The 16467-nt window shown below is 64.6% G+C and carries 9 protein-coding genes and 1 riboswitch; of the genes, 2 read left to right on the top strand and 7 right to left on the bottom strand.

Annotation, left to right across the window (positions count from 1 at the left end; all coding sequences use genetic code 11):
- Positions 1 to 11 precede the first annotated feature (11 nt).
- Positions 12 to 827, bottom strand: a complete 816-nt coding sequence (locus A37O_RS0112680) for a class I SAM-dependent methyltransferase (RefSeq protein WP_018297880.1) — start codon at positions 825 to 827, stop codon at positions 12 to 14.
- 20 nt (positions 828 to 847) lie between these two features.
- Entirely contained in the window at positions 848 to 1339 is a 492-nt protein-coding gene (locus A37O_RS0112675; RefSeq protein ID WP_018297879.1) for a DUF2505 domain-containing protein, read from the bottom strand.
- 24 nt (positions 1340 to 1363) lie between these two features.
- On the opposite strand from A37O_RS0112675, the gene A37O_RS0112670 reads away from it, so the two are divergent.
- Complete coding sequence (locus A37O_RS0112670) at positions 1364 to 2449, top strand: UDP-N-acetylmuramate dehydrogenase (protein WP_018297878.1); 1086 nt, start codon at positions 1364 to 1366, stop codon at positions 2447 to 2449.
- Here A37O_RS0112670 and A37O_RS0112665 read toward each other — a convergent pair.
- The 4 genes from A37O_RS0112665 to A37O_RS0112650 form a co-directional block, all read right to left on the bottom strand.
- Positions 2446 to 3282: a carbohydrate ABC transporter permease gene (locus A37O_RS0112665; RefSeq protein ID WP_018297877.1), complete on the bottom strand. Its 837-nt coding sequence runs from the start codon at positions 3280 to 3282 to the stop codon at positions 2446 to 2448. The two genes, A37O_RS0112670 and A37O_RS0112665, sit on opposite strands and share 4 nt — an antisense overlap.
- Positions 3283 to 4299, bottom strand: coding sequence for a carbohydrate ABC transporter permease (locus A37O_RS0112660; protein ID WP_026196362.1), 1017 nt, complete (start codon positions 4297 to 4299; stop codon positions 3283 to 3285).
- 83 nt (positions 4300 to 4382) lie between these two features.
- Positions 4383 to 5669 carry an ABC transporter substrate-binding protein gene (locus A37O_RS0112655; protein WP_018297875.1) on the bottom strand — a complete coding sequence of 429 codons (1287 nt, stop codon included), beginning with the start codon at positions 5667 to 5669 and terminating at the stop codon, positions 4383 to 4385.
- 101 nt (positions 5670 to 5770) lie between these two features.
- Positions 5771 to 6790, bottom strand: coding sequence for an ABC transporter ATP-binding protein (locus tag A37O_RS0112650; protein WP_018297874.1), 1020 nt, complete (start codon positions 6788 to 6790; stop codon positions 5771 to 5773).
- 80 nt (positions 6791 to 6870) lie between these two features.
- Positions 6871 to 6990: riboswitch (SAM riboswitch) on the top strand.
- Between the two features lie 15 nt (positions 6991 to 7005).
- Here A37O_RS0112650 and A37O_RS0112645 point away from each other — a divergent pair.
- Complete coding sequence (locus tag A37O_RS0112645; protein WP_156802603.1) at positions 7006 to 7263, top strand: hypothetical protein; 258 nt, start codon at positions 7006 to 7008, stop codon at positions 7261 to 7263.
- An 81-nt stretch (positions 7264 to 7344) separates the two neighbouring features.
- Here A37O_RS0112645 and A37O_RS0112640 read toward each other — a convergent pair whose 3' ends face one another.
- Complete coding sequence (locus A37O_RS0112640) at positions 7345 to 16374, bottom strand: type I polyketide synthase (protein WP_026196361.1); 9030 nt, start codon at positions 16372 to 16374, stop codon at positions 7345 to 7347.
- Between the last annotated feature and the right edge of the window lie 93 nt (positions 16375 to 16467).

Genomic DNA, 16467 nt, shown 5'->3' with positions numbered 1-16467 from the left:
GGAAAGGTCCCTCAATTCTGCTCTGGAGCAACGGCATCCCATCTTACCGTGAATAGGTTGTCTCTTACTCTTCTGCGTTGTGGGATAAGCGGCACACCCTCGTCGATAAGCATCTCTTGTGCCTTGCGCCACCGCACCCGCGGACCATGCGGCGCCCACCCGGCGGCGCGCGACCACGTGGAATCCGCGGCCGCCAGCAGCGCGTGGATTTTCTCGCCGTCCTTATTTAGGTGAATCAGTTTTTTCGGCAGCCGCTCGGCGACATCGCTGGGCGAGGAGACGTCGAAGGGGTCCCAGGCGAGCGTGAGGGTTTGCGGCCCGTTTTCGTCCAGGAGCACCCATGCGGCGCGGCGGCCGATCTCGTCGCAGGTGCCCTCGATGAAGTATCCGCCGGGCGCCAAGCGCGAGCAGACCTCGGCCCACACCATGTCCACCTGGTCCACGTCGTATTGGCGCAGCACATTAAAGGCGCGGACCAGGTTGGGGCGGTAGCCGGCCAGCTCGAAGCCGCCGAGTTCAAAGCGCACGCCGTCGCGCGGCGGCAAAACCCGGGAGGGGTCGATCTCGAGGCCAACGACTCGGGTGTGGGGGTTGACGCGGCGCAGCCAGCGCGCCCACTCAACGGTCGTCGTAAAGCTAGCGCCGTACCCCACATCCACCGCAAGGGGGCTGCTCACCCCGCGCAGGTAAGAGGAAATCTCGGGGTGGTAGCGGGTCCAGCGGTCGGAGCGGCGCAGGCGGTTGTAGCCGGTGGTGCCGCGGGTGATCACGCCAAAAGGCCGACCTGCGCCTGCCTGCGCGCGCAGGTTATGGGCATGGTCGGCCATGGGTGATCTCGAAAAGGGGCTTAGAGGTTCTCAGAAATCCAGGTGTTGGTCAGCTGACCTTCCTGGTCGAAGAGGCCGGCGAGCGCCTCGGCGACCTTTGGCTCGATGGCAGGGCCCATGAAAGGAATGTCGACGGTGACTTCGTTGTCGTAGGCCAGGGTGGTGGTCTCGCCCTCGCCGGCGAGCTTGATGTCGCCCTTGAAGCTGACCGGGGTGCCCTTCACGGACGCGTCGTAGTTCACGTCAGCCTTGCCGTCAGCCAGGTCGCCGATGGTGACCACGCGCTTGAGCTTCAGGTTCTGCGACACCATGGAACGCACTGCCTCTGGGAGCAGGTCGAGCGGAAGAACCTCGAAGAGGGTGGCTACGTTGCCGGAAAAATCATTGACTTCGCCTGGCTCTGGGGACAGGTTTGCCACGATGTATTCCCAGTAGTCCTGGTTTGTCAGCGCGGTGTGAACTTTTTCGGCCGGCTGATTGATAGTTACGGTGTTTTCGCTACGAGATGCCATGCCTTACAGACTACCGTGGGAAGGGTGTCTGATTCATGTAAGGCCCGCTTTGAAGGCCGTGTCGCAGAGAACTTGTCCGCCACCCCTGGGGTAGAGGTCATCGACCCGCCCGCGTTCGCGCAGTTGACCACGCTGCGCATCGGTGGCACGCCGGTCGCGGCTGTGCGCGCGAAGACGTCCGAAGCGCTGGCTACAGCCGTTTCGCTTCTCGACGAAGCCCAGGTCCCACTCCTCGTCGTCGGCGGTGGCTCCAACTTGGTGGTGGCCGACGGCGAGCTCGATCTGGTGGTGGTGCTGGCAGAGAACGATGCGCTGGAGATCGCGGCCGGCGGCCTGGTGCGCGCGGGCGCGGGCGCGGTGTGGGACGAGGTTGTCGCCGCCACGGTTGAGGAGGGCCTGGGCGGCATCGAGGCGCTGTCCGGCATTCCCGGTTCCGCCGGTGCCGTGCCGGTGCAAAACGTCGGCGCGTATGGTGCCGAGGTCTCCGACGTGCTCACCCGCGTCAACCTGTACAACCGCTCGACTGGAGAGTCTGGCTGGGTGCCGATCTCGGAGCTGGAGCTGGCGTATCGCTACTCCAACCTGAAGTTCACCTCCCGTGCGGTGGTGCTCGACATTGAGATGCAGCTGGACCCCACCGGCATCTCGGTTCCTTTGCGACACATGAAAAACCGCCGCATTTCCGTCGCCGCCGCCCGCGCCTCCGTGCTGGAGGTCCGCGCCTCGAAGGGCATGGTGCTCGACGCCACGGACCACGACACCTGGTCGGCCGGTTCGTTTTTCACTAACCCGGTGGTTGATTCTGCTCTCGCGGATGCCATCGACGCGCAGGTCGGCGAGGAGGGCATGCCGCGCTTCCCGCAAGAAAACGGCGAGAAGCTCTCGGCAGCCTGGCTGATCGAGCGCGCCGGCTTTAGCCGCGGCTTCCCCGCAGAAGACGCACCAGCTCGCTTATCGACGAAGCACACGCTCGCCTTGACCAACCGCGGAAATGCGAAAGCGAGCGACATTGCATCGCTCGCTCGCACCGTACGTGATGGGGTGGAAGAAAAGTTCGGTGTCCGCCTAGTTCCCGAACCGGTGTGGGTCGGGATGTCGATCGACGACTAGCCCTTCACACCGCCGGCCGTCAGCCCGGAAACAATGCGGCGCTGGAAGATCAGCACCATGATGATCAGCGGCACCGTCACTAGGGCACCGGCCGCCATCGTGGCCGCATAGGGGTATTCGAAGGAGCTCGGTCCGGTGAATCGCGCGATGGCCACGGTGACGGGCTCGGTGGCATTCGTCGACAATTGCTGCGCCAACATGTATTCGTTCCACGCCGAGATGAACGCCAAGATTGCCGTGGTAAAGAGGGCCGGGGTGGCCAGCGGCATCATGATCATCCGGAAGGCCTGGGAGCGTGAGGCCCCGTCGACGCGTGCGGCTTCCTCGAGTTCCCAGGGCAGCTGGCGGAAGAACGAAATCAGGGTATAGATGGTCAGCGGCAGCACGAAGGAAATATTCGGCACGATCATCGCCTGATAGGTGCCGATCCAGCCGATCTGGCTGAACAGCTGGAACAGCGGGGTGACCAGGGCGATGCCGGGGAACATGGACGCCGCCAGGATGATCGCGGTGACAAAGCCCTTGCCTCGGAACTGGAGGCGGGCCAGCGCGTAACCGGCACCGACTCCCACGACGAGGGCGACCAGGGTGGTGGCCACCGAAATGATCAGCGAGTTGCCGATGGCTCGGGCGAAGTTATTGCCCTTGTCGGTGGCCAGGGCGTCGCGGAAGTTATCCAGCGTGATGTGGGTCGGCCACGGGGTGGTATCGAAGGTGAATGTGGAGTCGCGGAAGGCGACCACCAGCATCCAATAGAACGGCGCCAGGCCCCAGAGCAGGATGAATGCCACGCCGACATAGTGCAGGATAGTGGCCCATTTTTTGCTTCTCATTTAGCTAGCTCCCATCTGTACTGTGGCTGCCTTAGCTTCGCGCTTTTGTCGTCGTTTAGCTTCCTTCTTCGCGGCTCTCTGCTCGCCGGTACCGGAGACGTCGGCGCCGAGGAAGCGGATGAGAATGAAGGCGACGAAGAAGATGAACAGGAAGATCAGCGTGGACAGGGCCGAGGCGGAGTTGAAATTGCCCTGGCGCATGTCCTCGACGACGAGCTGGCTGATCACGGCTGTGGGCGAGTTCGACGACGGCGAGATCATGATGACCGGCAGGTCGTACATACGCAGCGCGTCGAGGGTGCGGAAGAGGACGGCGACCATGAGCGCGGGGCGCACGAGCGGCAGGGTGATTAGCCAGAACTGCTGCCAGCGCGAGGCGCCGTCGACGCGGGCGGCCTCGTAGGTTTCCTTCGGGATCATCTGCAGGCCAGCCAGGATGAGCAACGCCATGAACGGGGCGGTTTTCCACACGTCGGCGATGATGACGGCGAAGCGCGCGGCCCAGGGGTCGGTGGTCCACATGATGTCGGTGCCCAGGACCGAGTTCACGATGCCCTGGGGTGCGAACATGAACTGCCACAGCTTCGCCGTCACCGCGGTGGGGATGGCCCACGGGATGAGTACGGCGGCGCGCACGAGGCCGCGGCCCTTGTAGTTGCCTGCCATGATCAGCGCCATGATCATGCCCAGGATCGTTTCCAGAGTGACGGTGGCCAGCGTGAAGCCGACGGTATTTGTCAGCGCCGGCCAGAAGTCGGTGGAGAGCACGCCCGGCGGGCAGGTGGTGGCCAGGCCGTCGGAGCCCATGCAGCGCTGGTTGAGCCAGTAGAGGTAGTGCTGGAATCCGGCGAAGCCACCCTCGACGAATACACCGGTGTCGGGGTCGAGGTGGCGGTCGGCTTGGAAGGATAGGTAGATGGCGCGCAGCACCGGGTAACCGATGACCACTGCCAGCACGATCAGCGCCGGCGAGAGCAATAAGAGCGCGCGCCTGGCTTGTTGGGCTCTAGTGCGCATGGGCATGACTCCGATTTCAGGTTTTTAAGTGATAAACACCTGCCCGGGTTTTCGCGGGCAGGTGTTTGGGGATCGCACTCGAGTTAGTTGGAAGCGTTCTCGATTGCGCTCTTCATGTCGGCGGTAGCGTCGTCGACGCTCTTGCCGGCGGTCAGGGCTGCGTAGGCGTTATCCTGCACGGCCTTGGAAATTGCTGGGTAGAACGGGCTGACCGGGCGAGGCGCCGCGTTTTCCAGGGAGGTCTTCAGCGCTGGCATGTATGGGTGCTCCGCGATGATGTCTTCGTCGTCGTAGATGGACGCCAGAACCGGTGGGAAGGATGCCTCAGCGAAGGAGAGCTGGTTTTCTTCCGAGACGATGAACTCGATGAAGTCGCGGGCTGTCATCTTGGCCTCGGAGTTGACGTTGATGCCGTTGTTGTAGCCGCCCAGGGTGGACACGCCGACGCCATCCTTGCCCACGAGTGGGCTGACCTCGACATTGCCGGCGATCTCGGAGGCTTCGCCCTCAGCGTTGGAGTACATGTATGGCCAGTTGATGGCATACGCGGTGCGGCCCTCGACGAAGGCGAGGTTGGTCTCTTCCTCGGTCGCGGCGGTGGAGTCCTGGGTGATCACGCCGTCGGCGTAAGCGTCGACAAGCGCCTGGAGGCCCTCCTTGGATTCAGCGGAATCGACGGTGACAGAGGTGCCGTCCTCGCCGAGAACGGAGCCGCCCCAGCCTTCCATGAAGCCCACGGTGTTCACCGTCAGGCCCTCGTACTGGGAGAGCTGGGTGGTCAGGCAGCCCACGCCGGCGTCCTCGGCGGCGGTGCAGGAATCGATGAGTTCCTGGAAGTTGGTTGGTTCCTCAGGCACGATCTCGGTGTTGCGGAAGAGCAGCTGGCCGTTGGTGTTCTGCGGCATCGCGTAGAGGGTGTCGTTGTAGGTCGCGGATTCCACGGTGGCCGGCAGCAACGCGTCGGTGTCCACGGCGAGGTCGCCCTCAAGTGGTGCGAGGTACTGGTTGGCGGCGAAGTCGGCGGTCCAGACAACGTCGAGCGCCATCACGTCGTAATCGCTGTTGCCAGCCTGCAGGGACTGCACGAGGGTTTCGCGCTGTGCGTCGGCCTCGCCGGGTAGCTCGCGGAGGGTGACTTCCTCGTCTGGGTGCTCGGCGTTCCATGCCTCGATGATGGGGACGAGCTTGTCCACGTCGTTGGCGCCCATGGCAAACGTGATGGGGCCGCGGGCCTCTTCGCCCGAAGCGCCCTCGGTGGCGGAAGGGGAAGCGGAGTCAGATTCGCCGCTCGAGCAGGCGACGAGGGTAGCCGAGGCAACAGTGACAGCGGCGAGGGTGCCCAGTGTGCGGCGCGTGATGCGGTGCGTCATGCGAAGAACCTTTCAGGAATTTTTAATGGTTCTTCTAGGTTAGTGATGCACCCCATAGCGCCGAAGCAAAATGGTTCAAATCATACTTTTCGGGGGTAAATTTAGATGCGCTGCCCGGTTTCCTTATCGAAGCGGTGCGCGGCCTCTGGGTCATAGGTGAGTTCAGCGTCGGCACCAATGCGGGGGACATGTCCTTGAGGGACCTTAGCGACGAGCCGATCTCCCTCAGTGGCGACGTAGGCGTAGGCCTCGGAGCCGAGTTCCTCGACGAGCTCGACGGTGCCGCTGCGCACAACCCAGCCGGTCGGTGCCGGATGATCGGCGGTGACCAGGTGCATCGCCTCGGGGCGCACGCCGAGGCGCACGGACTGGCTGGCGCCGCGATCGTCGAAAAGGTTCATGGCGGGTGAGCCGATGAAGCCGGCGACGAACTCGTTGACCGGGTTGGCGTAGAGCTCCTTGGGTGCGGCAACCTGCTGGAGCACGCCCTTATCAAGCACGGCGACGCGATCGCCCATGGTCATCGCCTCGACCTGGTCGTGGGTGACGTAGACGGTGGTGGTGCGCAGGCGGCGCTGCAGGGCGGCGAGCTCGGCGCGGGTCTGCACGCGCAGCTTGGCATCCAGGTTGGACAGCGGCTCGTCCATCAGAAAGACCTTCGGCTCGCGCACGATGGCGCGACCCATGGCCACGCGCTGGCGCTGACCACCGGACAGGTCCTTGGGGCGACGATCCAACAGTTCGGTCAGGCCGAGCAGCTCGGCAGCCTCGTTGACCTTCGCGTCGATCTCGGACTGGGGGAGCTTGGCCAACTTGAGGGCGAATCCCATGTTCTTCGCCACGCTGAGGTGCGGATACAGCGCGTAGTTCTGGAAGACCATGGCCACGTCGCGTTCCCCGGGCTCCAAATCGGTGACGTCGGTGTCGTCGATAAGAATGCGTCCCCCGCTGGTCGGCTCGAGGCCGGCGAGCGCGCGCAGCGTGGTGGACTTACCGCAGCCAGACGGGCCGACGAGCACGAGGAACTCGCCGTCGGCGATCTCGAGCTCGAAGTCGCGCACCGTGGGTTCGTCGGCGCCGGGGTACTGAATATCTACGTGATCGAAAGTAATCGATGCCATGGATAAGCAGATTAGCAGCGTGGGTCACTATTGGGGGCAGACTTGCAACTAGACCAAGCGGTATATATTGTGGTGGACACGATCAAGAAGATCAGCCGCTAACGCCCTTCGGCAGGCTGACTGGCAACCGCGTATCGCACACGGTGCCCCCGAAGGAAGATCGGCCTCGTTCGAGCACACGCCGCGAGGAAGACGCGATTTTTAGGAGCACTCCCATGAGTACACCACTTCGCCGGATGGCCATTACCACCGGCACCGAAAAGTTCCACAGCCAAGCAGAAGCGGCCATCAATAGTGGCGGCTGGCAACGCGTGCGCGACTTTTCCTTCGACGACCAGCGCACCGAGCTACGCACCATCACGAATCAGGCGCGTCGCAGTGGCCAGCCGATCTGGTGGCACCCAGAGCGGGGACTATTGCGGGTTGATCTAAGCAACACGGCCTCGTTCGTCTTCGATTCCGCAGCGGCCTAAAGAGCAGGTTCCGCTAGACGACGAAGTGCCCACCGGAAACTTTCTCCGGTGGGCACTTTCTAGCTAGCTACCTTTTAGCGCTTAGGCGCTTGGGTAGACGCCGTCGTCGCCAAGGCGCGCGTTCTCGTCGAGAAGCAATGCGATCTCGGCCTCGTGCGCACCCTTCTCCGGGAAGCGACGGCCTTCGACCTGCTTGAACAGCTCGGTGCGGCCGATCATGCCCGCCTCGAGGTGGTTCGCGCCGGCACGCAGGCGGTCGGTGGCACGCTTGCGCCATGCCTCGACATCCTGGCCAGACTTCGCCAGAGCAGCCTCGAAGACGCCTGGGTGAGCCAGGACCAGCAGGGCGCCAACGTGGCCGAAGCCCAGGGAAGTCAGCGCGGCTGCCTTCACGTTGCCCTCACCGAGAGCGAGAGGGGAGCGCAGCCAGACCAGGTTCTTCGACTTTGGCTCGAGCAGCGGATCCACACAGTCCAGGGAAGCGTTCTGTGGGATGTTGCCCGTGCGCAGCACGTCGATGATGCCGCCGGTCTGGAACAGCGCCGCACCTGCCTTCGAGTGGCCGGTGAGCGTCTTCTGCGAGATGACGTACATCGGCTTCTTCGGATCGCGACCAATCGCAGGCCACAGCAGGGAGTGCAGCTCGGACTCGTTTGGATCGTTGGCGTTGGTGGAGGTGTCGTGCTTGGACAGGACGCTGACGTCGTCTGGGGTCAGACCCAGGGACTTCAGGTTCTTCGCCAGGCGCGAGTTCTCGCCGCCGCGAGCCGAAGCCAGCACACCCAGGCCAGGAGCCGGAATCGAGGTGTGGGCGCCGTCGCCGAAGGAGGAAGCGAAGCCAATGACAGCCAGGACAGGCAGACCCATCTCCGCAGCCAGGGAGCCACGAGCGATGAGCACGGTGCCGCCGCCCTCAGCCTCGAGGAAGCCGCCGCGACGGCGGTCGTTCGCACGAGAGATGAAGCGGTCGTCGATGCCCTGGTCGGTCATCTTCTTGGTCTCGGCGGTAGCGTTCATGTCGCCGAAGCCCGCGAGGGATTCGACCTGAACGTCGTCGATACCGCCGGCGACCACGAAGTCAGCCTTGCCCAGCGCGATCTTGTCCACGGCTTCCTCGACGGAGACCGCGGCGGTTGCACAAGCGCCAACCGGGTGGATCATCGAGCCGTAGCCGCCGACCAGCGACTGCATGACGTGAGCCGCCACAACGTTTGGCAGGGCTTCCTGCAGGATGTCGCTCGGGCGCTCCTCACCGAGGAAGCGGGAGACGAACACCTTGTGCAGGGACTCCATGCCGCCGATACCGGTGCCCTGGGTGGAAGCCACCTGGGCTGGGTGGATCGACTTCATCAGCTCAGCCGGGGTGAAGCCAGCGCCGACGAACGCGTCGATGGCGGTGACCAGGTTCCACACGGCAATGCGGTCCAGGCCGTCAACCATCTGGGCTGGGATGCCCCAGTTGGTTGGGTCGAAGTCGTCAGGCATCTGGCCAGCAACGGTGCGGGTCAGGGTGGCCTTGCGAGGCACGCGTGCCGTCGCACCAGCCAGGCGGGTCACGGTCCACTCGCCGTCGATGAGCTCGACCTTCGTCTTGGAAGGATCGGCCTCTTCGATGTCGTGGGCCTCGTCCTCGTTGGCGACGGTGAACGTGATGTCGCGATCGAGGAAGACCTCGGTCAGATCGATGGAGCCGCGGTCGGTGAGGAAGTACTTGTCGGTCAGCTCGCGCACACCGGAGCGTGCGACAACCTCGTCGCGGAAGCGGTCGTAGATGTCCTCTTCGGCGATCTCGGTGCCGTCGGCGTCGTACCAGCCTGGGTTTGGATCCTCAGCCCAGTGGACCAGGTTCATCATCCAGGCCATTTCAAGGACACCAGCGGCGGTGAGCTCGGCGGTACCGTCGCGCTGCATGCCGTACTCGGCCTCGGCGCGGGTGCGACCCAGACCCCAGGAGGAAACCTCGCCGAGGCCCACGATGACGATCATGTCGTCGAGGTCGCAGGTGACGTCGCCAACTTCGGCGGCTGTCGCCTGCGTTGGGTGAGCGGTATTAGGTAGCGCCTTGATGGTGACAGGTGCCTCAACCTCGGCGGTTTCTGGCTCGGCGTTGGCGGCCTCTTCTTGAGCCTGCTTCGCCAGAGCGGAGATGGAGATCTTGGAATCTCCCAGGCCACCGGTGAGATCCAGCTCGATCGGAGCCTCGGCTGCCTGCGCGCGGGTCTCCTTGGAAGCCAGACCGATCAGAGCCGAGGAGATCTCTTCTGGATCCCACACGTGGATGCCAGCCTTCTCGGCGGCAGGCACGAGGCCGTCGTTGCCACCCATCAGGCCAGTGCCGGCAACCCAGCCGATCTTCGCCTGAGCCAGGGTCACGCCTTCAGGCCAACCAGCCTCAGCGGACCACTTCGCCTGGATGGCGTCCATAGCAGCCTTGACCTCGCCGTAGGCGCCGTCGCCACCGAACATGCCGCGGTTCGGGGAACCAGGCAGAACGATGTGTGCGCGGGTGGACGGGAAGTCGTCGGCACGCTGTGCGAGCTCGGAGAGACCCGCGATGGTGCGCTCGACGGACCAGAGCAGCAGACGTGCCTGGTTCTCGGCCGGTGCGCCCGCATCGGCCAAAGAACCGGAGACGGAAGGAGCCGCGAATGGGTACGCCAGGGTTGGGATGAGCGCTGGCTTGGTCACCTTGACCGTGTTGCCCACGGTCTCGCGCTGCTCGGAGCCGATCCAGTCGATCAGGGCATCGATGTCGCGGTACGACGAGAGGTTCGCCGGTGCGATCCACAGCTGCGCGGAGACGGAAGCGTGGTCGCGGTACAGCTGGCGAGCGAATTCCTTACGCGCCTGGGACACGTTCGACGCGGTCATGATCACGGTCGCGCCGCCCTCGAGCAGGCGCTCGACGACTGCGGTCGCAATGGAGCCCGGTGCGGCACCGGTGACCAGTGCGACGTCGTTCTTGAACTCCTCGTCGGCCTCGCCGCGTGCGGCGGTAGCGATCTCGGAGAGCAGGTCAGCGTTCTCGTAGCCGTTGGCCACGTACCATTCGGCCTGCTCAGCGACGGTCTCGCCGGTGCCCGCAAAGCGAGCGACGTCGATGGTGACCTCGCCGAGAGCGATGCGTGCCAGGTCCTCGCGGGCCTGGGCCCAGCGGTCGTCGAAAAGCACGGCGCGCTTGGCATCGAAGGATGGGGTGACCAGTTTGACCCAGTTGGAGCCGAGCTCGGCCTCAACGGTGTCGATGACGGTGGTATCAGGGACCTCGACGGCCTCGACCTCGTCGACGACACCGAGCTTGTTCAGCAGGGTGCGTGCGGTGGACACGAGGGTGTCGGTGACGGTCTCGGCGTAAGCGTCGAGTGCCGCGGAGTCGACCACGCCACCGCCACCGCCGGAACCACCAGCGTTCATGGAGACGGAGACACCGTGACGGTTAGCTACCGACTGGATGGCCGCGTCGATGAGGGCGTCCACGTCAGCCTTGGAGGAAGCCGAGGTTGGGATGGTCGCCAGGGTGCCGCCGCGGACCGATTCCTCGTCGCGGGAGCCCAGCAGGATTTCTGCTTCGACATGTGCGGCCCAGGAAGCTGGCAGGCCCCAGGCACCGGTGACGCGCTCGCCGACATAGGCAGGCTTCACGCCGGCTGCACCGGTGAGCTGGCGCAGGCGGGCGGTGATGGCCTCGGAGAGCACGGAGCCGAATGGCGAGTAGCCAGGGGCTGCGGTCTTGACCTTGTCGCGCAGGGTGGCCACGTCGGCGTCGGCCGCGCCGTCGATGGCAGGCACGCCGATCTCGGCGGACATGTCCATCAAGAGCTGGTTACGACGAGAGGACACGCCGTTGGTGAGCTCCTCGACGGTATCCGAGTCGTTGATCTGCTCGTAGCGCATCTTGTTCTGGAAGGAGAACAGGACCATGATGGCCTCGGCTGCGGTAAACGCCAGCTCAGGGGCATCGGCGGCGGAACCGCCGGCGGCCGCTGGCGCGGCCGGAGCAGGAGCTGCGGCTGGGGCGGCTGGCGCAGCCGCTGGCGCGGCTGGGGAATCGGAAGCGGCGGAAGGAGTCGGGTCGGCAGAGTCGTCGTCAAGCGAAGGCTCTTCGTGTGCAGGTGCCTCGACGGCATCCTGCAGCATGACCTGATCCTGGTTGGCCTCGACGTTGAGGACCGGGATGTGGTGGCCGATGACGTCCATCTCGCGCTTGGCCAGGTTGGTCAGGGTTGGCGAGGAAGCCAGGCCGACCTCGATCATCTGGTCGTTGGACTGCAGGAGCAAGTCCTGGGTCTCGATCCAGCGCACAGGGGACGCGAACTGCCATGCGAGCAGCTCGATGAGCAGCGTGCGCGCCAGGGTGTTCGCGTCGGTGTTCTCGGCGGTGATGTTATCGAAGGCGGTGGTTGGCACCTCAGCCTTGATGGCATCGATGAAGTCCTGGGTCAGCTCGAATGGGCGAGCAACCAGGTTTGGCACGTAGCGGCCGACGAGTGCGTCCACGTCGATCTCGGCTGGCAGGAGCTCATCGAGCTTCTGGGCGAAGGCAGGAACGCCGTCGCGCAGCACGGAGGAGTGGAACGGAACGTCGATGCCAGGCACGGTGACGAAGGCGCGGTCGCGGATGCCGTTGGCCTGCGCCTTCAGCTGTGCGAGGCCCTTCTTGGTGCCCGCGATGGAGTACTGCTGGCCTGCGATGTTGTAGTTGACAATCTGCAGGAACTCGCCGGTCTCCTCGGACACCTTGGCCACGTAGGCCTCGACGTCGTCGGCGGAAACACCGATCATGTTCGGGCGCAGGGCGCCCATGCCGTACTCGGAGTTGCCGTCGGCGTCGCGAGGGACCAGGGTGCCCATGGCGGAGCCGCGGGAGTAGACCACGTCGATGACGGACTCGAGGTCGAAGATGTTGGCCAGGGAAGCCAGGGCGGTGTACTCGCCGAGGGAGTGGCCGGCGTACATGGAGCCCTCAGCCAGCGCGTTGCCCTCGCGCAGACGCTCGGTCTGAGCGTAGGCAACAACGGCGAGCGCAACCTGGGTGAACTGGGTCAGGTGCAAAACACCCTGTGGGTGCTTGAACTCGGTGCCCTTGACGTTCACGCTGGTTGGGTTCTCGTCGATAATGCGCTGGATGGAGAAGCCCAGGTTTGCGCGGGTGTGGCGATCGGCGCGGCGCCAGATGTCGCGCGCTGCAGGAGAAGCGTCGCGGTCGCCCTTGCCCATGCCCTCGGTCTGGATGCCCTGACCTGGGTAAACGTAGGCGGTCTGAGGTTGTGCCATGAGCGCCTGGCCCACGGAGACGACCTCGCCGTCGATGCGGCAGGTGACCTCGAGGGCCTGGTGGATGCCCTTGCGTCCAACGCGCTCGACGGTGATCTCGACCTCGTCGTTAAGCTGCACCATGCCGTACATGGAGTAGGTCCAGCCCACGACCTCGCCGTGGCGGCCAGCAAGGTGCTGCGCGGTGGCAGAGAGCCACATGCCGTGCACCAGCGGTGCCTGGAGGTTGACAAGGCCGGAGGCGTTGTAGGAGGTGTGGATCGGGTTGTAGTCGCCGGAGACCAGCGCGAAGGCGGTCATATCGGAAGGTGCGGTGACGGTGGCGCGGTCCACGAAGGAGCGCGGGGTGGACTCGACCTTGGTCGAGGACTTGCCGCCGCCCCACTCAGGCGCAGGGGTTGGCACGTTGGTGCCGGTCGCGCGGCCGCGGATGGCGAAGCGCTGCATTTGCGTTGCGACGAGGTCACCCGACTCGCGATCAAAGAGCTCGAGTTCCACGGTGACGATGCGGCCGGAGGCGGACTCGTCGATAGCCGTGCACTTCGAGGTCACGTCGATGGTGCGGCCGTTGGCCAATTCCTCGAGTGGGACGCGCAGGTCGACGACGTGGTTGAGGTGGACAGCGTTGAGCAGGCCCTCGATGACTGGGTAGCCGTCGGCAAGCTTGCCGGAGCCGAGCGCGGTGTAGATTGCTGGCCACGCAGGGCCGACGAGTACGTCAGGGGTGCCGGCCTTGACCTCGCCAAGGGCTGCGCCGGTGACGTTGGTGTGCGCGGTGAGCAGCGAGGCTGGGAAGGTGAAGGAGTACTTGGCCACGCCGAATGGTGCGTCCTCGGACTCGGAGCCCTCGATGATCTGTGGCATTTCGGTGATCTCGTCGCCGTTCTCCGAAGTGGAGCCGACGCCAGCGAGGCCCTCGAGCAGTGCGAACACGGAATCAGGGAGGCGCTCGTCGGACACGACAGGAGACGCGCCGGTTGCGGTGCCCTCGGACAGGTCCAGCGGGATGGTGACTTCGCGGACGTAGAACGGACGCTGCTCTTCTGGCAGGTTATCCCAGTAGGAGTCGGAGTTGATGCGGATCGACCAGGATCCTTGCGGATCCTGAATTAAATCGTAAGCGTCGTCGTTCATCTCGTAGGCAGGGTTCGCCATGAGGTGGCCGTGCCAGACGATGGTCGGTGCGGCCTTGATGAATTCCTCAGCCGACTGTGCGTCGGAGAGGCGGGAGTAAAGCTCGGTCTCCTCGACGCCTGCGGACTGCAGGGCCTCGGTGGAACCGGACTCGAAGCGGCCGAGCAGGTCTGCGACGGGCTCGTTCTTCTTGGTGATGCCCGCAACAGCGACAGGACCTGGGATGATGCGGACCTGGTCGGCGGTGTAGCGCTCGTCCTGGGCCTGCCACAGGGTGTCCTTGCCGAACCACGTCTTCAGGTCGCCGTCGATGGCTGGGACCCATGGCATTGGCTTGACGTGCTTGTAGTTCAGGGAGATCCACCAAGCGGCGTCGCGAGGGGAGACCTGAATCTCGTGTGCGGCCGGGTACGCCTCGAGCAGGCGCTTAGCCATTGCTGGTGCGTCGGCGACCTCGTCGATATCTGCGAACAGGGTCTCGATCTCGCCGTGGTCGGTCTCGTTGAGGCGAGCCTCGATGCGGTGCAGGAGGTCGAGGAAGCGGTCGTCCCAGGTTGGGTCGACGAATGGGTGAGCCAGCTCGACGAAACGCTCGACCCACTGTGCGTAGGTCATCTCTTCGACGTCGCCGAAGTAAGGCTTGGAGGTCTTGCTCAAAGCCTCGATGATCTCGTCGCGGTGAGCGTCGTAGTCCTCGATATCCAGCGAGGTGATCAGGCGCGATGCAGCTGCAAAGGAGTTGTCCAGGTCGTGGATGTCGGCCAGCAGGTGCGACTGCGAGGAGGCAACGCCGTTGGTGCCGGAGCCGCGGGCGACCCAGCCGCCGTTGTCTTCGATAGGCAGGCCCTTGGTGTTGACCAGGAGGTCCTTGACCGAATCGGTGGCCTTGGCTTCCTTGGTGGCCATGGCGACGGTGCCGATGAAGACGGCGTCGACAGGCATGGCAGCCAGGCCGTACTTCTCGGACCAGGAACCGGTGATGTAGGAAGCAGCGCGGTCAGGCGAGTAGATGCCGCCGCCGACTGCGAGCAGTGCGTTCGGGTACTTACGCACCTCGGCGTAGGTGTCCAGCAGCATGTCGTCGAGGTCGGTCCAGGAGTGGTGGCCACCAGCGTGGCCGTCCTCGACCTGCAAGATGACAGGGAAGTCAGGGTTCGCGGCGGCGATCTTCAGGGCGTCGCGGATCTGCTTGGAGGTACCAGGCTTGAAGGAGATATATGGGAAGCCGTCGGACTTGAGCTGTGCGAGCAGCTCGGTAGCCTCGTCGACCTCAGGGATACCAGCGGAGATGCACACACCGTTGAAAGGTGCGCCGGCCGCGCGGGCCTTTGGCACGATGCGGGTCTGACCGAACTGCAGGTTCCACAGGAAGCGGTCGAAGAACATGGTGTTGAACTGGGCGGCGCGGCCCGGCTCAAGGAAGGACTCCATGGTGTTCTTGTGCTTGGTGAACACCTCGTCGGAGTACATGCCGCCACCCGCGAGCTCGGTCCAGTAACCGGCGTTTGCGGCGGCCGCGACGATTTCGCCGTCGGCCGAGGAAGGGGTCATGCCGCCGAGCATGATCGGCGAGAGGCCGGTCACGGACGAGAAGCGGGTCTGGGTGTAGGTTTTGCCGTCAGGCAGGCGGACCAGGCGTGGTGCGAAGTCGGAGTAGTCGACGGCCTCGGGCAGCTCGCTGCCCGGGGTGGCCAGCTCGTCGCGCGCGGCAGCGGAGTCGGCGGTGATCACGGGAACGCCGTGGCCTGCGACAAGCTTCGAGGTCAGCGACGCCAGGGACTTGTCCAGGGCGACGATGTGGGTGGCGCCGTCGTCGAGAAGCTTTGCGACGATTGCCGGCCAGTCATGCTGGTCGTGCAGGATCGCCTGGGCGAGCTCGCGAGGGGTGGTTTCACCCAGGTCGATGCCACACTCTTCGGCCCACTGGGCTGCCAATTCCACGGCCTCGGCGTTGGAGGAGTTGTGGAATGGGTAGGCGACTGGGAGCTCGTCGAAAAGCGGATTGAGCTCGGAACCACCGAACTCGGCGGATTCGAGGCGCGCGTTGTGAGCGTCCGCGATCTTGGTGATCGCTTCCTGGGCTGCTTCGAGGGAATCCGGGGTGCCGGAGAGCACGATGTGGCGCGGGCCGTTGATGACGGCGATCTCGGCGCCTGCGGCTGCTGGGGTCTCAGCGAGCACTGCTGCCACATCGTCGCGGGACAGGCCGCGGATGGAGAGCATGTGTGGGCGCTCGTCGGTGGCACCGTGCACGTGGGAGGCGGCGGTGCCGAGCAGGAAGGCAAAGGCCAGGGTCTGCTCTGGGTGGCGAGCGGCCGAAACGCCGAGGGAGCCCTGCGAGTGTCCCGCAAGGAGGGTATCGGAGATGTTAAGCCCCAGGTCGCGGAGCTGATCAACGGCAGCGATTTGGCCGAGCACGATGCCCGGGACGCTGACCGCTGGATGGACGTCGATCGCTGCAGGGGTAGCTGCAGCGTCTTCGGCAATCAGTTCGCGGAGGCGTTCTGCCATTCCGGGGACCGTGGAAGCCAGCAAGCGGGCAACCGGTCCGGTGGTGGTGCGCGCGCCATCGATGAGGTCAGCGAGGCGGGTGCGGGTCAGCGGGGATGCAGCGGCATCGGAAAGCGCGTACTGCCAGTTAGAACCCTGCCCGGCAAATGCGAGGGCAGGGTTCGTCATGGCAAGAAGGGGCGTTAAAGACATGCGGATGTTCCTTCAAAGTGTTTAGGGGTCGGAAACAGTGCAACTACGACACCGTAACTTACGAACTCGTAGGAAGTGAACGACACGCCCTGT

Source organism: Corynebacterium lubricantis DSM 45231 (assembly GCF_000379425.1).
GTDB lineage: Bacteria > Actinomycetota > Actinomycetes > Mycobacteriales > Mycobacteriaceae > Corynebacterium > Corynebacterium lubricantis.
Note: the sequence above shows the minus strand (reverse complement) of the source record. Positions and strands in the feature narration are given on the sequence as shown.

Bases quoted from the DNA above. Each gene is read 5' to 3' on its own strand.
- A37O_RS0112680 (WP_018297880.1), bottom strand. From the start codon at position 827: ATGGCCGACCATGCCCATAACCTGCGCGCGCAGGCAGGCGCAGGTCGG.
- A37O_RS0112675 (WP_018297879.1), bottom strand. From the start codon at position 1,339: ATGGCATCTCGTAGCGAAAACACCGTAACTATCAATCAGCCGGCCGAA.
- A37O_RS0112665 (WP_018297877.1), bottom strand. From the start codon at position 3,282: ATGAGAAGCAAAAAATGGGCCACTATCCTGCACTATGTCGGCGTGGCA.
- A37O_RS0112660 (WP_026196362.1), bottom strand. From the start codon at position 4,299: ATGCGCACTAGAGCCCAACAAGCCAGGCGCGCGCTCTTATTGCTCTCG.
- A37O_RS0112655 (WP_018297875.1), bottom strand. From the start codon at position 5,669: ATGACGCACCGCATCACGCGCCGCACACTGGGCACCCTCGCCGCTGTC.
- A37O_RS0112650 (WP_018297874.1), bottom strand. From the start codon at position 6,790: ATGGCATCGATTACTTTCGATCACGTAGATATTCAGTACCCCGGCGCC.
- A37O_RS0112645 (WP_156802603.1), top strand. From the start codon at position 7,006: ATGAGTACACCACTTCGCCGGATGGCCATTACCACCGGCACCGAAAAG.
- A37O_RS0112640 (WP_026196361.1), bottom strand. From the start codon at position 16,374: ATGTCTTTAACGCCCCTTCTTGCCATGACGAACCCTGCCCTCGCATTT.